This window comes from Succinivibrio dextrinosolvens DSM 3072 (genome assembly GCF_900167015.1).
GTDB lineage: Bacteria > Pseudomonadota > Gammaproteobacteria > Enterobacterales > Succinivibrionaceae > Succinivibrio > Succinivibrio dextrinosolvens.
The window spans coordinates 1-21398 of record NZ_FUXX01000042.1; the positions used below are offsets into that span (position 1 = coordinate 1).

13 protein-coding genes and 1 pseudogene are annotated in these 21398 nt (G+C 40.7%); 3 read left to right on the forward strand and 11 right to left on the reverse strand.

Going from position 1 to position 21398, the window contains the following annotated elements; translation table 11 throughout:
* From B5D46_RS12395 to B5D46_RS09745, 9 genes and pseudogenes are all read right to left on the reverse strand, one after another.
* Positions 1 to 239, reverse strand: a pseudogene (locus B5D46_RS12395) (hypothetical protein); the annotation flags it as partial.
* Between the two features lie 574 nt (positions 240 to 813).
* Positions 814 to 2937, reverse strand: coding sequence for a TRAP transporter permease (locus B5D46_RS09710; protein WP_200805044.1), 2124 nt, complete (start codon positions 2935 to 2937; stop codon positions 814 to 816).
* 87 nt (positions 2938 to 3024) lie between these two features.
* Positions 3025 to 3990: a TAXI family TRAP transporter solute-binding subunit gene (locus tag B5D46_RS09715; RefSeq protein WP_078929297.1), complete on the reverse strand. Its 966-nt coding sequence runs from the start codon at positions 3988 to 3990 to the stop codon at positions 3025 to 3027.
* Positions 3991 to 4238: 248 nt separating this feature from the next.
* A complete protein-coding gene (gene purF, locus B5D46_RS09720; RefSeq protein WP_078929298.1) occupies positions 4239 to 5756 on the reverse strand; it encodes an amidophosphoribosyltransferase in 1518 nt (505 codons plus the stop codon).
* Between the two features lie 5 nt (positions 5757 to 5761).
* A complete protein-coding gene (locus B5D46_RS09725) occupies positions 5762 to 6268 on the reverse strand; it encodes a CvpA family protein (protein WP_078929299.1) in 507 nt (168 codons plus the stop codon).
* Positions 6268 to 7575 carry a serine--tRNA ligase gene (serS, locus tag B5D46_RS09730; protein ID WP_078929300.1) on the reverse strand — a complete coding sequence of 436 codons (1308 nt, stop codon included), beginning with the start codon at positions 7573 to 7575 and terminating at the stop codon, positions 6268 to 6270. Before serS ends, B5D46_RS09725 begins: the two co-directional genes overlap by 1 nt.
* Positions 7576 to 8010: 435 nt before the next feature.
* Positions 8011 to 9438 (reverse strand): replication-associated recombination protein A, encoded by a 1428-nt coding sequence (locus B5D46_RS09735; RefSeq protein WP_078929301.1) that lies wholly within the window; start codon positions 9436 to 9438, stop codon positions 8011 to 8013.
* Positions 9419 to 10030, reverse strand: a complete 612-nt coding sequence (gene lolA, locus B5D46_RS09740) for an outer membrane lipoprotein periplasmic chaperone LolA (RefSeq protein ID WP_159443086.1) — start codon at positions 10028 to 10030, stop codon at positions 9419 to 9421. The genes B5D46_RS09735 and lolA overlap by 20 nt, the downstream gene beginning before the upstream one ends.
* Before the next feature lie 9 nt (positions 10031 to 10039).
* The gene (locus B5D46_RS09745) at positions 10040 to 13828 is read right to left on the reverse strand and encodes a DNA translocase FtsK 4TM domain-containing protein (protein ID WP_078929303.1); all 3789 of its coding nucleotides are present in this window, start codon (positions 13826 to 13828) and stop codon (positions 10040 to 10042) included.
* A gap of 236 nt (positions 13829 to 14064) precedes the next feature.
* Here B5D46_RS09745 and B5D46_RS09750 point away from each other — a divergent pair, with 236 nt between their 5' ends.
* The gene (locus B5D46_RS09750) at positions 14065 to 14532 is read left to right on the forward strand and encodes a tRNA (cytidine(34)-2'-O)-methyltransferase (RefSeq protein WP_031490811.1); all 468 of its coding nucleotides are present in this window, start codon (positions 14065 to 14067) and stop codon (positions 14530 to 14532) included.
* A gap of 76 nt (positions 14533 to 14608) precedes the next feature.
* Complete coding sequence (locus B5D46_RS09755) at positions 14609 to 15253, forward strand: DedA family protein (RefSeq protein ID WP_078929304.1); 645 nt, start codon at positions 14609 to 14611, stop codon at positions 15251 to 15253.
* 68 nt (positions 15254 to 15321) lie between these two features.
* Here the strand turns inward: B5D46_RS09755 and B5D46_RS09760 are convergent, their stop codons facing one another.
* A complete protein-coding gene (locus B5D46_RS09760) occupies positions 15322 to 18624 on the reverse strand; it encodes an HD domain-containing phosphohydrolase (protein ID WP_159443087.1) in 3303 nt (1100 codons plus the stop codon).
* Between the two features lie 648 nt (positions 18625 to 19272).
* On the opposite strand from B5D46_RS09760, the gene B5D46_RS09765 reads away from it, so the two are divergent.
* Positions 19273 to 20673, forward strand: coding sequence for an alanine/glycine:cation symporter family protein (locus B5D46_RS09765; protein WP_234973840.1), 1401 nt, complete (start codon positions 19273 to 19275; stop codon positions 20671 to 20673).
* Positions 20674 to 20771: 98 nt separating this feature from the next.
* Here the strand turns inward: B5D46_RS09765 and B5D46_RS09770 are convergent.
* Positions 20772 to 21398 (reverse strand): RNA-guided endonuclease TnpB family protein (locus B5D46_RS09770; RefSeq protein ID WP_143675658.1); only part of this gene is annotated, 627 nt, incomplete at its 5' end.

Consider the following 21398-nt stretch of genomic DNA (forward strand, 5'->3'; position numbering starts at 1 on the left):
GGGATACCCAGCGGGCGCTGTTTGCCATCTGCTTTAGGGGTGTATACCCTTCTGATGGGGCTGAATCGATATGATTCACTCATGATTTCGTTAGTAAGCTGATTTGGGTGCGCATATATCCAAGGGATAATTTCATCTACGGTCATCCCGTCTATCCCTGGTGCTCCCTTATTTCTGATAACCTGATTTAATGCTTGTTTCAGGTTCTCTTTGGAGAAGATGCTTTCTAGCGTAATCATTCTGTTGTAGTTATCCCTTTCTCATAGTTAGTATGCTTAGCTCCTTTAGATAATACTTTCGGTACGCCTATCCTTTTATCTAATAGGTTTCCTTTGTTTTCTGCTATTCTATATGCATACTCCCAACTAAATAGGCCTACAACCAATAGGTTCGGTCCTTCATCGTTCTTCTCGTTCGATTATTATGACCTCTGCTGACTACTGACAATTCGCTGTTGCTAAGGTCGAAACCTCTTGTCAGTTCTCCTCGGGTAAACGAGATAATTCTCTCTATCCATGCAACCTCTGCATTTACATTATGTGCTACGGTTCAGTATCGGGCTTCATCTTCTTTCGCAGACTTACCTTGATACACATATTGCCTCATATGCAGTTTCTGTTCGTAGGTTCAGATAGATGCTAGCAACTTCCTTCAGCCCACACCTCACGATGTAAACCTTGTTGTTCGCTTTAGTCTTGCCCTGAACTGGCTGACTTGGGGACTTAAACCCGTTGGATTACTCGTATGCCGAGCGCACGAAAAAGCAGAGTTATTTGTTAAAAAAACTCTGCTTTGGTTTTCAATAAAGAAATCTTATCTTGAAGCTAAAGCTTCAGCCTCATCAATATCCTGAGTATCAGTCAGCATTTTCTTTTTCTGAAAATGCTGCATGGTACAGATAGCTACCAGCACAAACAGACCAATCAGATCAGTTGTAATTCCAGGAACCATCATACATAGACCACCCAAAGCCAGAATTACTCTGAATAAAGGCTTGATATGGAAGAACAGATATCCGTTCAGAGCAGCTGCCACACCAAAGATACCGATGAATGAGGTTATACAGATTAGAGCAATCTCCATAATCTGCAGACACAGGATCATAAATGGACTTGCATTTTCAATCTGCACAATAGGCTCAACATTTGAGAACAGCAGTGCTGGATTGAAAGCAAAGATATATGGAACAATGAAAGCAGCAATAGCAATCTTGGTTGCATTGAAGGCTGTTCTCATTGGAGGAGCCTTTGCTATTGCAGAGCCTGCATATGCAGCAAGTGCAACTGGTGGAGTAATATCTGCAACAATACCAAAATAGAACACAAAGAAATGTGCACAGATAATTGGAATACCGATTGCTGGAGAGGTCAGAATTGGAGCACATACAGCAGCCATAATGCAGTAGTTGGCTGTAGTTGGAACGCCCATACCCAGGATGATACAGCAGATCATGGTTAAAACCAGAGCTGGCAGTACGTAACCTGCAGATAGGTGAACAACCATAGCAATAAGCTCAGAGGCAAGACCTGTAGTAGTAATACAGCCAGCAACGAGACCAGCCATAGCACATGCAACAGCAACGGTAATTGTGCTCTTGCCACCAGCTTCTAAAGCTTCTATAAACTTCTTAACTGAAATTCTCTGATCCTTGTTGATGATACCAACTAAGATTGCTACACCGATAGATACGGTAGCAGAGAACTGCATGGTAAATACATTTGCAGAAACTAAAGAAACCAGAACTACTAATGGAGCCAGAAGATACATTCTTGGAAGCAGTTCTCTGAACTTAGGAAGATTCTCGCGAGAGATGCCCTTAAGACCAAGCTTCTTAGCCTCTAAATGAACTGAAACGTAGATACCGGCAAAATACAGCACAGCAGGCAGAATAGCCAGAACAGCCACCTGAATATATGGAACGCCCATATACTCGGCCATAAGGAAGGCTGCAGCGCCCATGATTGGAGGCATAATCTGACCACCGGTTGAGGATGCAGCTTCAACAGCACCGGCAAACTCAGGTCTGTATCCTGCCTTCTTCATCATAGGAATAGTAATGGAACCTGTGGTTACAGTGTTACCTACAGAAGATCCAGATACCATACCGCATAATGCAGATGAAATAACAGCTACCTTTGCAGGACCACCGGCAGATGCACCAGCAATGATATTAGCAAGATCAATGAAGAATGCTGAAATTCCGGTTCTCTCCAGGAAGGCACCGAAGATGATAAATACAACAATGTATTTAGCACAAACGTCAATTGGTGTACTTCTCAGACCATCGCCTGTTGAGTAGAAAAGATCATAAACAACCTTTCCGAAACGAACAGAGCATAATGCATATATTAAAAGAGCACCAACTACACATAGAATAGGAATACCAACACAGCGACGGCATAACTCCATAAGAGATAGAAGAGCCATAATCGCAAGAGAAATCATCTGATAATAATCAGGATTTCTTGGACTGGTAACTTTTAGAGCCAGCTGAATGATTGATTCAGCATTGATGGCAAAATAAACCAGTGGCACAACCCCCATAAACATCAGCACGATATCGAACCAAGGAATGGTGTTGATATGAGATTTTGTGTTCAGTCCGAAGCTGATGTGGAATCTTGTATCATTCTCATCATCATTTTCATCAAAATTATTTCTGCGTATTGGATAGTGCAGATAGCCAATTACAACAACCAGAGCAATAAAGATGTTTAGTCTAACCTCTGGAATGGCGGTACTGAACATGGTTACGTAGATACAGTACAGAGAAAATGCAGCACAAAGAAGTGTAATCACCTGAGAAGGCAATCCTGTCCAGATTCTCTGATTACTAGATCTATCGTATTTTTTTACAACAGATGAAACGTCTAATGCTGAAGGGGTCTCCTCCAGCTTAGTAAAGTTTGCATCCATATAAGTTGTTTTTTCTGTCATCACTGTATTCCCAATATTTATATTTATACATCAGATTGAATTTACTAGAGAAAACCTTGATTCTCTCTAGTATCATGATGTACGGGGTTACTTACCTTTAACAGTAATGCCCTTCTCCTTGAAGAACTTAACTGCACCCTTGTGGTAAGGAACTGCTTCGTATGATGCAGCAAACTTAACGTCTAACTCGTTGCCCTTTGCGTGAGCAGCCTTGATCTCGTCTAAGTGGTTGTAAACACCGGTCAGGAAGTTGTAAACATCAGTCTCGCTTACATCATCCTGAGCAACCACAACAGCACCAACAGCAACTGTTGCAACATCTGATGATGTTCCGTATACATCCTTTTTAATGGTGTATGCGCTGTAATATGGAGATTCCTTGATTAGAGCATCAACATGCTGCTTATCAAGACTTACAAGACGAACTTCCTTTGAAGTTGATAAAGAAGTAACTGCAGTGGTAGGAGCACCAGCAACAATGAATGCAGCATCAATCTTGCCGTCCTTTAGAGCATCAACACTGTCACCGAATGACTGATAGGTTGGTTTGATATCCTTTTCAACATCAAGACCATATGCCTTTAATACGTCTACAGCGTTGAAGAAAACACCAGAACCTGCAGCACCAACTGAAACATTCTTACCTTTCAGATCAGCAACTGTCTTGATTGCAGGATCAAGAGTAACAATCTGTACCTGTTCCATATAAAGGTTAGCTACTGTTGAGATGTTATCAACCTTCTCCTTGAATAATCTGGTTCCGTTGTAAGCATAAGCGCCAACGTCTGTCTGAACGAAACCTAGCTGAGCATCACCATCTAACATAGCTTCAATATTGGCTGCAGAACCACCTGAGGTAATCGCGGTTACAGAGGTGCTGGTATTCTCACTAACTTTACCTGCTAAAACACCACCAAAACCGTAGTATGTCCCCTGGGCACCACCTGTTGAAAAAATCAGTTTTGAACCATCAGGCAGGCCATCAGCATTTACGTTTGTGCAGAATGCTGCTGCCAGTACTGCGGCTGAAAATAGTCTTACAAATTTTTTCATGACAAAGTCCCCTTATTTTCCTTATAACAGATCTTTTGTATAGGTAGATCCGTCAAACCTAGATATCAGTATCAGAATTTATCTGATCAAATTTTTATCACAGTGTTAAATTTGTAGTCAACAAAAGCGAATTTTGTTTTTTTTTGTGCAGGTTTTACTTTTTCTTGTGCAGAAAATGCTTTTTATTGGTGAGAAAACTGGTATTTGTAATTAAAATACCAGTTTTTTGTTAGATAAGACTGAGTAGATTAGATGTTATTAAAGATATCCAGGTTCTCGCCCTCGGAATCCTTCCATGCCTTATCAGCTTTAACATCATCTGAACGCTGTTTCTCAATATCAGTGAAGTAATCAGCTGCAGGAGGAACAACATACTTGCCAGTGAAGATTGAACAGTCAAATCTGGTCAGATTTGGATTCTCTTCAGTTATTGAAGCCTCAAGATCCTCAAGCTTCTGATAAATCAGGGCATCAGCATCAATTGCCTTACAGATTTCCTCGTTGGTACGGCCATAGGCAATCAGTTCCTTAGAGGTTGGCATGTCGATACCGTAGATGTTTGGATAACGGATTTCTGGAGATGCAGATGCAAAGTAAACCTTATTTGCACCAGCCTCTCTTGCCATCTGAACAATCTGCAGAGAAGTTGTTCCACGAACAATTGAATCATCAACCAGCAGAACATTCTTTCCTGCAAACTCTGAAGGAATTGGGTTAAGCTTGTTACGAACTGATTTCTTACGCTCTTTCTGACCAGGCATAATAAAGGTTCTGCCTACATAGCGGTTCTTAACATAGCCCTGTCTGTAAGGAACACCTAATGTTCTTGCAATCTGAACAGCAATATCGATTGATGTATCAGGAATAGGGATAACCACATCAATCTTCAGATCCTTATGTTCGTTCTTAATCTGTTCTGCAAGCTTGGTACCCATACGTACACGGGTTGCATATACGGATGCACCGTCAATAACAGAATCTGGGCGGGCAAAGTATACATACTCAAAGATACATGAATTTAAAACCGGATCCTTTGCACAGATACGTGAATGAAGCTCACCTTCCTTAGTAATCAGAAGAGCCTCACCAGGTTTAACATCACGAATCATCTTAAAGCCGATAACATCCAGAGCAACGCTCTCTGATGCAACCATATACTGAGACTTGCCGTTCTCATCCTTCTTCTCGCCTAATACCAAAGGACGAATTCCGTAAGGATCACGGAAAGCAATCATGCCGATACCAAGCACAACACTTACAACAGAGAATCCGCCCTTAATCTCATCATATACACCTGAAATAGCTTCAAAGATGTCATCATGAGAAGGAATATCTTTATTGATTTTGGAAATTTTCCAGGCAAGGATGTTTAGGAGGACTTCAGAATCAGACTGGGTGTTAACGTGACGGTGTGCTTTTTTGCACTTTTCTTTTAATTCTTTGGAATTGATGAGGTTGCCGTTATGGGCGAGGGCGATGCCGTATGGCGAATTAACATAGAAAGGCTGAGCTTCAGCAGCTGATGATGAACCTGCGGTCGGATACCTTGTATGGCCTATTCCGATGTTTCCCGTCAGTCTCAGCATATGTCGCTGTTGAAAGACCTCTGTTACCATACCGTTCGATTTTCTCTGATGGAAATTATCATCCTCATCAACGGTAATTATGCCCGCCGCATCTTGGCCACGATGCTGCAAGACCTGTAAAGCGTTATATAGTTTTAAATTGACAGGAGAAGTACCTACGATACCAACTACGCCACACATTTAATTTATGCTCCGGTTTCAGTTGTTCCCATATAAATGAAGAACCAGTTAACGATTCGTTGTAATTCAGGTATAAACAAAGAATCTTTATACCATGGATAATCCTGGATAAAAGAAAGGATATGTAATTTGCCCAAGATTTGTACTAGCGCAAGAACAGCACTAACTATAAGAATACCTCGTGCAACACCAAAAGCCACACCAAGAAGTCTGTCAAAACCGGATAGACCGGCTTTCTTCACCAGAGAACTTACTACAGTTGAAACAAATCCAAGGATAATAAGGCTTCCGATGAAAAGGACAATACTTGCTATTGCTTTTCTTGTCAGAGGGTCATTTGAGAAAGTGAATAGAGATGCAACCTGTTCATAAAAGCGACTGGCGATGATGAAGGCTGCAACCCAGGAAAAGATTGAAGAGGCTTCTTTGACAAAGCCTCTGAAAACAGACATGATGGCTGATAAGCCAACCACGCCTAAAATTACCCAATCAAGAGCGGTCAAAACTGCCATTATTTAGTCTCAGCAGAGATAACTTCCAAGCCACCTAGATACTTACGTAATACCTTAGGAACAGTTACTGAACCGTCTGCATTCTGGTAGTTCTCAAGAACTGCAACCAGTGTACGACCAACAGCCAGACCTGAACCGTTTAAGGTGTGCAGAAGCTCTACCTTGCCGTCCTTACGACGAAGTCTTGCCTGCATACGACGAGCCTGGAAATCAACACAGTTAGAACATGAAGAAATCTCACGGTAGCAGTTCTGTGCTGGTAACCAAACTTCAATATCATAGGTTTTAGCAGAACCAAATCCCATATCACCAGTACATAGGGTAACTACGTGGTAAGGGATCTCCAGAGCCTGAAGTACAGCCTCAGCGTCAGCGGTCAGCTGCTCTAATGCCTGCCATGAATCTTCAGGTTTAACAATCTGAACCATTTCAACCTTGTCGAACTGGTGCATACGAATCAGACCGCGAGTATCACGACCTGCTGAACCAGCCTCTGATCTGAAGCAAGGTGTGTGAGCAGTAATCTTAATAGGTAAATCCTGCTCAGGAATAATCTCGTCACGAACCATGTTGGTTAGAGGAACTTCTGCAGTTGGAATCAGGCAGAAGTGGTGATTTACACCGTCACCGTCGCAGTCACCGTCAAGATTGGTGTGGAATAAGTCCTCTGAGAACTTAGGCATCTGACCGGTACCGTACAGTGAATCCATATTTACAAGGTATGGAGTATAGATTTCGGTATAGCCCTGCTCCTCGTGTAAATCCAGCATTAACTGAACCAGCGCTCTGTGAAGCTTGCAGATAGCGCCCTTCATGAAAGCGAAACGTGCGCCTGAAACCTTTCTAGCGGTCTCAAAATCAAGCATGCCAAGGCCTTCACCAATAGCTACATGATCCTTTACCTCAAAATCGAACTGACGTGGAGTACCCCACTTTCTAACCTCAACGTTGGCAGTCTCATCAGGTCCGATTGGGCATGACTGATCTGGAAGATTAGGAATGGTTAAAGCAATATCGTTTAACTGCTTTAATACTTCATCCTGTTTTACCTTAACTGAGGATAGTTCTTCACCAATTGCAGCAACCTTAGCCTTAATCTCAGAAACATCCTGACCAGCCTTAATAGCCTGACCGATACTCTTGGACAGGGAGTTACGCTGTGCCTGTAGGTCCTGAGTCTTAGTCATGTACTCTTTACGTAATGACTCTAGCTGGTTAATCTTTTCTACGTCTAATTTGTAGTTACGAGTTGCAAGGCGCTGAGCAGCCTCTTCAATATCAGCGCGTAAATATCTTGAATCTAGCATGAATAAACGCCACAGTTATAGTAAACAAAAAAATCTTATGTCCTAAGTCCCTCTCAGGAGAGGTCCTTATCTTTTTTATCGTCTAAAGAATTGATTAAAAAAGGAATTAACTCTGAAAACGAAAGGAATTAAACCTATATACATAACAATCAGAGTGTTTTATTTCTCGATTAGAACGAGCAGATTGAGACTTTGATTGCAATTTTTACGGCGCTAATTTTAACATAATCAGCCAAAAGTTGCTCAAAAAACTGTATGGAAAAATACTATAGCACAGTGTACTGCTCAAAAAAGAATCAGCTCAGAGCAAGATTTCTAGGAACAGATACATGGAAAAAAACAGACTACTTAAGGTTGGAAGTTTGCTTTTTCTATGACGAAGAATATGACCAACTCTTATTTGAACAAATCAACAGCGAATCTTTATAGTTTTTTTTAGCTATGAGATACTTTCTTTCCGATAAAGCCTGCTGGATAACGTTTATCCTGCTCAGCAGCATCTCTCTGTCTTAGATATTCTATTTTTTTGGTATATGTTACCTCTGCTCCTCTGTCAGAAGGATGATAGTACACAGTACCGGTTAATTCTTCAGGGAAGAAGCTCTCGCCTGCAGCATAAGCCCCCTCAAAGTCATGAGCATAACGGTAGCCTTTCTTGTATCCCATATCCTCCATTAGTTTAGTAGGAGCATTTCTAAGATAAATTGGAACCTCAAGATCACCATGGTTCTTTGCATCCTCACGAGCCTTGCCAAAAGCCTCATAAAGATGATTACTCTTTGGAGCCAGAGCACAATAGACTGTTGCCTCGGCAATTGCGCGTTCACCTTCAGCAGGACCGACGCGTTCAAAGATATCCCAGGCATTAAGACATACGGTCATAGCTCTAGGATCAGCAAGTCCAATATCCTCAGTGGCAATTGCAAGCAGTCGTCTTGCAACGTATAGAGGATCACCGCCTGCCTCAAGAATTCTTGAATACCAGTAAAGAGCAGCATCTGCAGCACTGCCACGAACAGATTTATGAAAAGCGGAGATGAGTTCGTAGTAGGCATCACCATTCTTGTCGTAATTTATAAGCTTACGACCTGCTACAGCTCCAACCATAGCTAAAGTCAGAATCTTGCCTCCCTCTTTATAAGGTGCAGCCAGATCAGATGCCATCTCAAGAATATTCAGAAGATATCGGGCATCACCACCAGCAAGATCGACAATAGCTTTCTCAACTCCATCTGCAAGATGTATGTCTTCCTTTTTAAGACCGCGCTCAGAATTCAAAGCATAATGAATAAGGGACTTAGACTCTTCCTCATTAAGTTTCTGCAGCACATAGACTCTGGCACGTGATAACAGAGCTGAATTCAGAGAAAAGGAAGGATTCTCGGTAGTGGCTCCGATAAAAGTAATGGTTCCGTTTTCAATGTGAGGAAGGAAGGCATCCTGCTGTGTCTTATTAAAGCGATGAACCTCATCGACAAACAGCAGAGTCTTGACTCCGCGCTGTTTTCTTAAAAGAGCCCTGTCAACAGCTTCTCTGATATCCTTGATACCGGAGGTTACAGCAGGTATCTGCTCAAAATACGCATTGCAGGATTTAGCAAAAAGCAGAGCCAGTGTAGTCTTGCCGACTCCAGGAGGGCCCCATAGAACCATTGAATAGCACTGCCCCTTATCAAGGATTGTTCTTAAGGGACGGCCTTTGGCTATAAGGTGACTCTGACCTATATACTCATCAACAGACTGAGGTCTTAATCTTGAGGCTAAAGGAGCAAAATCATCGATCTGCTCTGGATTGCCAAGAGATTCTTTATCTTTCTGCTCCTGTTCAATTGCAGCAAAAAGATCAGTTTGATTTGCGCTCATCGTCTATCTGTGCATCCTCTGGAATAGTGTAGGAAAATGCATCATTCGCAACTGTATATTTAATGCTGGTCAGATTATAGGTATTGATATTTCCATCCATCAGACGAATAGAAATTGAACAGATATCCTCTCCGTTGAACTTTAAGGACAGCTCCTTTATATCAGCCTTTTTCTTTGGAACCAGTCTGTATTTTCCTGACTCTTTGGTAACAGTATACTGATTCCAGATATCTGAACGATTGGAAGTTAAAAGCAGGAATGGAGATGTATACAGATCCTTTTTATCAAAGATAGTTACCTGATTGATAAAAGGATCATAGAAATAAACATCCTTTCCTTTGGTGAACAGAACCTGCTCATCAGGTGATACAGTGTGCATCATTAGAGAATCAGGCTTTTGAATTGCTAAGGTACCTTCAGCAGAGGAGACCACATCACCATTTGATTTGGTCACTTCCTGAGTAAAGGAAGCAGACATTGAGCTGTGCTTTGCAAACATCTGCTGCAGTTCTGATACAGCATCGGCATAAACAGAGAAACATAAAAATACAGCAGAAGCTGAAATCAGTTTTAATAAACGAGTCTTAATCATCATAACCTATTAAAGAATATTGCCTTTAGCGTCAATAATGCCTTCATTCTGAAGCTGACGGTGAATTCTCTTTGCTCTATTGTAACCGACAGCATGGGTAGTCTGAATCTCAGAAATTGAAAGTTTGGTTGTATTACCTAAATCATTTCTGATCCAGTCAACGATGGCATCGAATTTTGCATCAAGTGAACCTGATGAGCCTGCATCATTAGCATTAACAGTCTCTTCTGCCTCTTCCTCATCAACGAACTCGGTTACCCCCTCAACGTACTCAGGCTCACCTGCTCTGTCAATCCAGGCCTGAACAACAGCATGAACATCATCATTGCTTGCATATGGTCCGTGAGCACGGAAGGACTGAGTGTTATTAAGCTTCTGATACTTAACAATCATATCACCGTTACCAAGCAGGTTCTCTGCACCATTCTCATCAAGAATAATTCTTGATTCCTGAGAATTCTGAACGGTATATGCAATTCTTGAAGGCATATTTGCACGAATTGGACCGGTCACAATTTCAGCACGAGGAGTCTGTGTTGCTAAAATCAGATGAATACCAGCTGCTCGAGCCTTTGCAGCAAGACGACCAATCATAGCCTCAGGACTGTTACCACCTTTCTTACCGACACTTGCAACTGCCATTAGGTCAGCAAACTCATCGATAACCAGAACAATATAAGGTACTGGTTTTAATACTGGAGGTTCACCGCCCATATCAGCAGTCCAGATAGGATCATATACAACATTGCCCTTTGCATTCTCAGAACGGATTAGAGCATTTACCTGATGAATATTGGAAACATTCATCATTGAAATCAGTTTGTATCTTCTCTCCTGTTCCTTGATTAACCATGCAAGAGCTGCAGTAGTTGAATCAGGATCGGTGATAATAGGAGTCAGCAGATGAGGTAATCCCTGATACTGAGTAAATTCTACAGTCTTAGGATCAACCATGATAAGTCTTAATTCAGCAGGTGATCTTGCAAGCAACAGAGAAACCAGCATTGAGTTCAGACCGGCAGACTTACCAGAACCTGTTGTACCAGCAATCAGAAGATGAGGAGCTGAGGTTAAATCAGCAACAACAGGATCGCCAATGGTATTTACACCAAGACACATTGGCAGGATAGCCTTTGAATTTAGGAATTCATTTGACTCAACAACATCACCAAGAGTAATCATCTGACGGTGATCGTTTGGAACCTCAATTCCCATGTATGGAGTGCCTGGAACAGCAGCAATCATATTGATCTTGTTGGTCATCAGACTTCTCTGAAGATCGGTGCTCAAACTGATGATAGAGTTTGACTTAACACCGGCTTCAAGAGCCATATCAAAACGGGTGATAACAGGTCCGCTCACAAAATCAGCAACATTGGCCTTGGCACCGTAATCAGACATGAACTTATTGATTACGTTAATCTTGTTCTCGATCTCTTCATCATTATTGAAGACTTCCTGATTTGAACGGGCAAGCAATGATAAAGCAGGACGCCAGTTGTCATAAAGTCTCTTTGGGGTTGTCTCAGTTGCAACAGCATAGGTTACGGTTGGCATAGAGGTGATTGGATTTCTCTTAGGCTCAACCTTCATTCCGTATGGAACAGCACCGTTAATTGAACTCATGTCATCAAAAGGAATCTTTGATGATGTCTGAATAACAGTATTCTCAGAAACATCTTCAGTATGCTGCTCTGTTGCTTCGGCCTCACTGCCGATAAGATCAGCAGCAATATTAGAAGCATTAACCTCAGATAAAGACTTTGACTCAGACTCGGATGATGATGAAACACCTGCAAATGAGCTTGGCTCTGGAGCATTATCTTCATTCTGATAATCGTTCATTCTGTTTACAGAGATATTCTCGCTCTTGCTCTCTGATGAGCCGTTTACACCTCTTGAGCCACGTGAGTACTGCTCGAAAATCTCATCAGACTCTCTGATTGGAGATGACTGATTCACATTCAGTTTTCCGGCATCGTGATTTGTATTTGAGGCTGGAATGAATGAGGAGCCAAGTGAATCAATCTTGATTCCGTTTTTCTTTAACAGAGGTACATCATTCTTGGTTAAATCGGCAAAGTCGATAACATTCTCTTCAAGCTCAGCTGCAGAAGGGAACATTGATGAGGTTGTAGTTGTATTCTCATAAGCGTTCTCCTCATCCTCAAGTTTACGGATATCAGATACAGGCTTCTCAGAGAACTCTCCTGCAAGAGAATTCTTTGCAGAATTCTTAAGATTTACATTGGAATTAAGAGTAGAGGTTGTAGTACGGGTAATTACAGTACTTACCTCAGACTTTCTTGAAGGACTACCGATAGTCTGGGTAGGAGGCAGATGATCTGCTCCTGCTTTATAGATAATGGTTGAATTCTTTGACTGATCATTCAGATCAGACTTAGATGAATAGGTGTCATCATAGCTTGAACGCACTGGTTCATTCTGAGATGGAGTAACACTAACTCTTGAGATAATGGTCTTTTGAACCTGATCTCTTGAAGAATCATCTCTTGAAGATGGATTTCTCTGAGAATAACCGTTGATAATTGTTGTTGAGCCCTCTGATGAGGATGAATCATCAGAGTAACGGTTATAGTCAGGAGCAGTTGCTGTATTAGATGAGAAGGCTGCACCTGTAATATATGTTGAAGGTGAATCATCTACGGTTGAACTGGATGATACAGAAGATGAACTGTCAGAATACGAATCTGCTCTTGCAGCTGGACCAACCAGATAATTAGGGACTGATGGTGGTTCACTGATAGGACCGAACTGTGGTTCAATTCTCTGCTGAGGTCTTTCCTGTCTGTTGTTTCTAAATGACAGTCTGTGTTCTGAAGTACGGGCTCTTGATTCCTTATGGAAGGAGCTGCTCTCATGGTTCTCGCCAAATGATGACAAGGAAGGAGAACTTCCAAAACCACTGTTGTTCAGACTTGACTGACCAAACTTAGGAAGCTCATTTGGAACAAATCTTGGTGCAACAGTTGGCTCGCGCTTCTGAGTGTTGAAAGTAGGCTCGGTCTTTGAAAGGTCACCAAATGGACCACTCAGGGTCACACGAGGTTTCTGAGGATTCTTATCTGCATTTATACCAGATGCAGGCTTCTGAGTATTTACTGTATCAAATACAGATTTAGTACCAGAGGTTCTTAAATCCTCTTCCTCATTCTTTTCATCTTCTGAACGAGGCTTGTTCGTAATTCTGTCAATTACATATCCTGCAAGCTCGCCGATCTTGTCACAGTACCATAGAGGTGATTTGGTAGTGAACAGGAACAGACCTATTAAAGTCAGCAGAATTGGAATAAAGGTTGCGATCTGAGATGGTAGAAGTCTGTGAAGGTAGATCGTAAAGAAATCACCAAGAATACCGCCGGCTCCAATCTGTGCATCTGAAGAAACAGATGAAAAAAGAGCGCAGCATCCGATAACAAGCAGATTAAAACCTAATATAAGGGTTCCGATTATGAAAAAGTCCACATCCTTTATGGAAACCTTTTTCATAAAAATCTTGTAACCGATGTAAATGATAACCAAAGGAAATAAATAAGTTACATTTCCGAAATAGTCAAAAATAACTCCCCAGAAAGTATCCTGTGAGTTAGTAATAAAAGGAGATGAGCTCTGCTCTGGTAAAAGTTCTCCATTCATTGCATTCACTGTAGAATTTCTGAATGAAATCAATGAACAGATGCAGATAAAACTAATCAGACAGGCAATTGCGAATAAAACCTTACGTACCATACCTACTGGTTTTGAAAAACTCGTCCCGTTAAATGGGCGAAACTGCATTTTAGCCTCCGCAATTAAATATTTGTCTATCTAAAAAGTATTGTATTTTCTTGTGTAAATCTTGAACTTCACAATGTTAGCACTTATCGTAACCGCGTTCAATTTGAGAAAAATTAGAATGAGAGAGCTTTCACTCACAATCCGCTTTTTTTTCGTTTTTTCTAAAAACATGGAATAAAAAATCAGGATGAGTATAATTACCTCTAAAAAAATAAGAACCAGAACTACGAATTTTTATGATCAATATTGTTTTATATCAGCCAGAAATGCCTGGCAATGCAGGCAACATCATCAGACTGGCAGTTAACTGCGGAGCCAAGCTTCATTTCATCGGACCTTTAGGCTTTTATCTGGACAACGAACGTCTTATGAGAGCAGGTCTTGATTATCACGAACTATGTAATCTGACCGTTCACGTCAACTTCCAGACCTTCATGGAAACTCAGAAGCCAAAGCGTCTTATTGCTTCAACCTCTAAGGCACACCTATCGCACGTAGATTTTAAATTCCAGGATGGAGACTATGTAATCTTCGGACGTGAAAAGGAAGGTCTAGCTGATGAGGTATACAATGTTGTACCTCAGGAACACAGAATTAAAATACCTATGGCTCCAAACAGCAGATGTCTGAATCTGTCAAACTCAGTGGCCGTTGTAGCTTATGAGGCCTGGAGACAGTTAGGCTTTGAAAATGCACTTGTGTAAAATTCACGACATTTTCGCAATATTCTGATAATATATACCGCTCAGATAACAAACATTACAACAGAGGAAATTTAAGTTGCTTGATACACTTGTAGGATTTTTTGGAGAATATGGATATATTGCAGTTTTTGCATGTTTGATTCTCTGCGGTCTGGGTGTACCTGTGCCAGAGGACATCACGCTTGTTTCTGGTGGTGTTATCTCGGGTCTAGCTCTGGCAAATCCTCATATTATGTGCGCAATCGGTCTTGCTGGTGTTCTTGCAGGTGACAGTACCATGTTCCTTGCAGGAAGAATCTTCGGTTACCGAGTTCAGAGACTTAAATTTTTCCGTAAGGTTGTAAGCCCACAGAGATTCTCTCAGATTCAGAAAAAGTTCAAAAAACACGGTCTAGGCTTACTGTTCGTTGCCAGATTCCTTCCTGGTCTGCGTTCTCCTATCTACCTTGTTGCCGGCATGAGTCATCGTATCTCATACATTACCTTCATCGTTATGGATGGTCTTGCAGCATTGATTTCAGTTCCAGTATGGATTTACATGGGATACTTCTTTGCAGATAATCTTGATATCCTGATGGAGTATGTTCATGATGTACAGAAAGCTATCTTCCTGGCATTAGGACTTCTGGCTGTAATTATCGCTGTCATCTATTTCAAGAAAAAATTCCACTCAAGGATGCAGGAAGAAAAGGCAGAGGAAATAAAAGACAAGTCTGTTTAATCAGACCTATCTTTTTAAGAACTCGTCAGCAACCTTAAACACGTATTCTTCAGACTGTATTTTCAGAATTACTGCTGGTTATACAGAAACTTATCAATCTTACCGGCTTTTATAAGCTCAAGCATAATATCAGCAATCTTAGGATCAAACTGAGAGCCTTTTCCCTTCTCTATCTCGTTCATAACACGCTCAAGCTGAAGCTTGTCTCTGTACACTCTGTTTGCAGACATGGCATCAAAGGCATCAGCAACAGAAATGATTCTGCCGATAATAGGAATTTCTTCTCCCTTGACGCCGAGTACATATCCCTTTCCATCATACCTTTCATGATGATATTTGATACCGTCGGTAAGATTATCAATAGACTTGAAATTCTTCAGAATCTCCGCACCGATCGTTACGTGAGATTTCATGATTCCGTATTCTTCATCTGTCAGGCGTTCTGGTTTATTCAGGATTCGATCAGGAATACCAATCTTTCCGATATCATGCAACAGAGCAACTTTTCTTAAATTGCTGCATTCCTTATCAGTAAAGCCCAGCTGTTTTGCAATCATTACAGAATACTCTGCAACTCGTACGGAATGACTCTTAGTTCTAGGATCTCTTGCATCCAGAGCCTGAGCAATAGTCAGAATGGTCTCATCGCCCATTTTGATCTGCTGTTCTGCAAGTTCCAGAAGATGCTGTTTCTCATCAATAATCTTCTGCATCAGAAGCTTTACAAGGAAGAAGGTGAAATAAGCAACTATCAGGCATGAAACCAGCACAAAATATGTAACGAAAAGCTTACTGTCATAGAAAGCATAGGCCTTTGAGAAAGGAAATCTTAAAACATCTGATTTTCTTTCGTGTTTAGAGTCAAAAAGAGCCATTGTGAAGACATAATCACCTGGCGCAATATTGGTGTAGTTTATCTGGGATAAATCTTTCAGTTTTATATTGCTAAAGTCTTCATCTAAACCTTCAAGACATACGCCAACATATGGGTTTTCAGGAGAAAAATTAAGCACACTTGGATATAAGGTAACTTTTCTGGATGCTCTTGAAATTACAGGTGCTGTCTTGGAATCAAACACCAAATCATTTCCATCGACAGTTATCTTTTCGACCTGCATTTTAAATACATTGTCCTTATGATGGTAATTTTTAGTATCCATCATAAAAACACCAGCATTTGATGCCAGAAACAGAATATTTCCATCTTTATAGTTTCTTGAATTGGATGACAGCAGTTCTGTAATACCATAGCTGCTATCCAGGTGCTCTGCTATATAGTTTTTGTTATCGTCCAGTAGATCCTTAAGATTTACCACGTAAACACCGTTACTGCCGGTAACAGCAACCTTGTCATCTCCTATATCGATAATGTCGTAATTATTGAAGTAATGGAAATTCTTAAGCTCTCTAACCTCAAGAGCATCTGAGATATAGCAAAGTCCATCGCCGGTAACTGCAATAATACCTTTTTTATCTTTAAGAGGATAAATCTTCAGAATTGTGTTTGAGATAAGACCGTTATGCTTATTGATAACATTCTGAAGTTTGTAGTCTCTGATTATATATATTCCATTGGCATTGGTTCCTGCATAGACTTTTCCATCGTCCCCTAATGCGGAACTTAAAACAGTAACATCCTTTCCAAAGATATTGCCTGTTCTAACCAGACCGGAATTCTTATCAAAGAATGAAACTCCGGAGGCTCCTGACAGCATAACTCTTGAATCATCAATCTCAAGAACAGATCTTGCCTTGTTTCCGAATAATCCGTTTTTCACAGAGAAATGTTCTATTTTATCCTTTACTCTGAAAACACCTTTGCCATAAGTACAGATCCAGAGGTAATCTGAGCTGTCGACATAGACATCACGGATACGTACACCTTCCAAAAGCTGAGTAAAGTCAAAACTCAACGGTGTTTTTAAATCAGAAGCATAAGCCTTAATACCGAAATCTGTACCGAACAGGTAATTACCATGCCACTTTGCAATACAGTTTACGACCTGATCTTTCAGTGCAGGAACCATGACAACAGGAGAAAGGAAAAACTTCACAAGTCCGAGTCTGCTGGATGCAAACCAGAGATTTCCCTGAAAATCTCTGATTCCCTGCTCTATAGAATCACTGAAGTTTTCTGTTTCAATTTTGCTTATGGAATCACCTTTGATAAAGAAAATTCCAGAATCCGAACTGATAAAGACAGTTTTATACTTTTCCCCCAGTGAACTGTACATCATAGATTTGACGCCATGCATTTTTTTATTGGAAAACTCAGCAACCTTTACAAAACGTTCATTATCAAGGGTGAATCTGCTGATTCTATTGGAGGTATCGGATAGATACAGAAAGCCGTCATCACTGTACAGAGCTGAAGTGTAGCTGGTTTGTTCAGATGGCTCGATTCTGAAAGCTTCCTGTAAATTTCTAAAACAGTGAACAATGCCATTAAGTTCAATAGCAAAAACATGACCTAAACCAGAGCTTACGGAGATAAAATTACCATCCTTATAGACAGAACTGATAGTGTATTCTCCTCCTTCCGACTTAAGAATGCTGATACCGCCAGGAGTTGCTATATAGATATTGTTATTGTCATCAGAGGTAATACCACTGATATAGTCTGATAATAGTCCTTCCTTTTCAGTCAGATGATTTGTTATTCTGCCATTCTCCAGACTAAAAATACCCTGATCTGTTGTTCCTACCCAAAGTCTGTCGCCTTCAGCATACATTGTTTTGACATTGCGAATGCCATTAAAGCTTTCATCGCGTTTAAAGGATTTTCCATCGTACTTTAGCAATCCTGCATATGAACCTATCCAGATATAGCCATCTGATGTTGAACACAGTGAGGTAACGTTACCTGAGATAAGCCCGTTTTTCTGATTGATAACAGTCTGCTGTACAGAGAACGACAGCTGCTCTGGCATAGAAACAGTAATTTTTGGAGAATCGGTTATGTTTTCATCTGCATATGAGGAGCAAGGATTATTAAGAACAGCACCGAGAGCTAATGTAAAAAAGACTAAAAGAAGATTTCCCGCATTTTCATTTTTTTCCGCCTTGATTTCTTCAGATTTTTTTAACCAGCCGGTTCGGTTCACTAAAAAATGAATTCCTCCGTAAAAGACCAGGATACTTATAAGCTTATCCATAAATTCAAGGTAGAAGGATGCCAGAAGTAATCCCACATGGTGAATACTGTTGTCATTGCAGAAAGAAATAATGGAACTGCCCCAGAGGTTTTCAGTCAGCTGACGGTTATCAACCATGTTGATACATAGAGAAATAATAAATGAGAAAAAGATAACAAAGGCAGAAAAGATCATTGTGGAATTTACATCAAGACTGTTCTTTTTCTTAAAATGCAAGGTTCCATATATTAAAAAAAGAGCAACTGCCGGGGACACGAAATTAAAGGAATCAATAAAAAATAAAGTGGCGATATTTACTGGAATACACAGGAGTCCTGCATAAATGCCATAAAAATAAACACAGAACATCGTTCCGATAGAATCAAGCCATAAAGGAAGACTCAGACAGTGGGAAAGAATTATTCCAAGACTGTTAATTAAATAAAAAACAAAAAGAAAAATGAGATTTAAAGAATTGTTCTTTGTTGTTATATCTTTACACATAAACATCACCGTCCAGATATTTTCTTATATCATTTTTGGTGGATTATTTAAGGCTGATCTTCAATTGTTTAAACAACTCTCACAAAATTATCCTTAAGGTTCTCTGAATTGGCATTTTTATCACAGTTATCAAAACTGTAGGTATGAATAACTCAGGAATTCAGCACTGAATTCTCACCAAAATAATGCAGTTGCCGCAGCAAAATGTGATCTCACCTCCAGAAACGGGTATTCTTGCCTTTTTTTTGCTACAATACGCCTCGGTGAAGACACTCAGCTGTCTTTTATTTTTAACTTTTTTCAAATATCAACATGGATTATTTAACTCAAATAATTATCGACATCAACTCTATCCTATGGGGTCCCTGGTGTCTTATTCCAGTGCTGGTTGGCGCAGGTATCTTCTTTACCTTTCAGCTTCGCTTTGTGCAAATCCGTCAATTTGGACGCGCCTTTAAACACGTATTCGGCGGCCTGTCATTTAACGGTGAAAAAGCAGGTAACCATGGAATGACCTCCTTCCAGTCACTGGCAACAGCTATCGCTGCTCAGGTGGGTACAGGTAATCTTGCTGGTGTTGCCACTGCAATGGCTATGGGTGGTCCAGGTGCTGTGTTCTGGATGTGGCTTGCCGCTTTCTTTGGTATGGCAACCATTTTCTCAGAGGCAATTCTTGGTCAGCTATATAGAACAAAGGATACAGAAGGAAGAATAACAGGTGGTCCTGCTTACTACATTAAGCACGGTTTAGGAAATAAACCAATGGCTGCCCTATTCTCTATTCTGACCATCATTGCTTTAGGCTTTATCGGTGTAATGGTTCAGGCTAACTCAATTTCAACAGCCTTTGATTCTGCTTTCGGTATTCCAACCGAAATCACAGGATTATTTATCATTATGCTTGCAGGTTTCATCTTCATTGGTGGAATCAGCCGTATCGCAGGATTTACTGAAAAATTAGTTCCTCTGATGGCTTCAGTATATGTACTTGGTGCAATCTACATCATGCTGACAAACTACGCAGAAATTCTTCCAACATTTAAAGCAATTTTTGTTGGCGCATTTTCTCCTTCAGCAGCAACAGGTGGTGTCATCGGTGCAACTGTTAAAGAAGCAATCAGATATGGTGTTGCAAGAGGACTTTTCTCTAATGAAGCTGGTATGGGTTCTACACCTCATGCTCACGCTGTAGCAAGAGTTAAGCATCCTGTAGAACAGGGTCTTGCCGCTATTGTTGGTCTTTTCATTGATACCTTTGTCGTTCTTACCGCGACAGCTCTGGTTATTATGGTAACCGGCTCATTAGATGGTAAGACCACTGGTATTATGCTTACTCAGGCCGCTTTCGTAAAAGGCATGGGTGATGCTGGTTCTGGATTCGTTGCTGTATGTCTGTTCTTTGCAGCATTCACTACAATCGTTGGATGGTATTTCTTTGCCGCCCAGAACGTCAGATACCTGTTCGGCTACAAGGTAATAAATATCTTCTCAGTTATCGTGCTCTGCTTCCTTATGACCGGTTCTATGTTAAAGGTAGAACTAGTTTGGGAGCTCGCAGATATGTTCAACGGTCTGATGGTAATTCCAAATATCATCGCTGTTATTGGTCTATACAAGCTGATTATCAAGGCTGTAAATGACTATGAGAACAGATTCCTTGCAGGTCAGGATCCTATCTATGGACCTTCAGAGACCTTAACCGGAAGACTTGCAAAGATTGAGGCAAGAAGAAGACATTCTCACAAGGCCAGAAGAAACAGAGGTCAGGAAAAGACTCATTAGTAAAAAAGTCTTTATGACCGTGTGACATCCTCCCCTACCTGTAGAGGTAGGGGCTTCCTGTTCGATAGCTCTAATGAGCTAAGCAGTGAGCTTTTACCTCACAACAGGCTATCCCCGAGTGCCCCTCGGTTCTTTTTTATTTGATTTAGCAAAAGTCTTTTGCCTTCTTTTAGAAGATTTACAGCTGCATTGATATCTCTGTCATGTCTGGTTCCACAATGAGGACAAATCCATTCTCTTAAGGATAAATCCTTGGTTTCCTTGTTCTGATATCCACAGACAGAACATAGCTGAGAGCTTGGATAAAACTTATCAACCTCTACCAGATATTTTCCTTGTCTTTTAAGTTTATAGGAAAGCATTTCCATGAACATGCCAAAAGCATTATCATGAACTGATTTTCCAAAATTCAGACTTTGAGACATACCTTTCATATCAAGATTTTCAATACATACACAATCATAGACATTGGCTATCTGTCGTGATTTTTTATGCAGAAAATCTTTTCTGCTGTTGGCTATTTTTTCGTGGACTTTTGCTACTTTAATTCTTTGTTTGGCTCTATTCTTAGAACCTTTCTTCATCAGAGAAAGCTTTCTCTGTTCTCTTTTCAGCTTTTGCTCTGACTTTCTATAGAAGCGTTCGTATTCTCCTTTATTACCTTCACTATCTACATACAAATCATGCATGGAGTAATCCATGCCAAGAAAGCTTTGTGGCTCTTT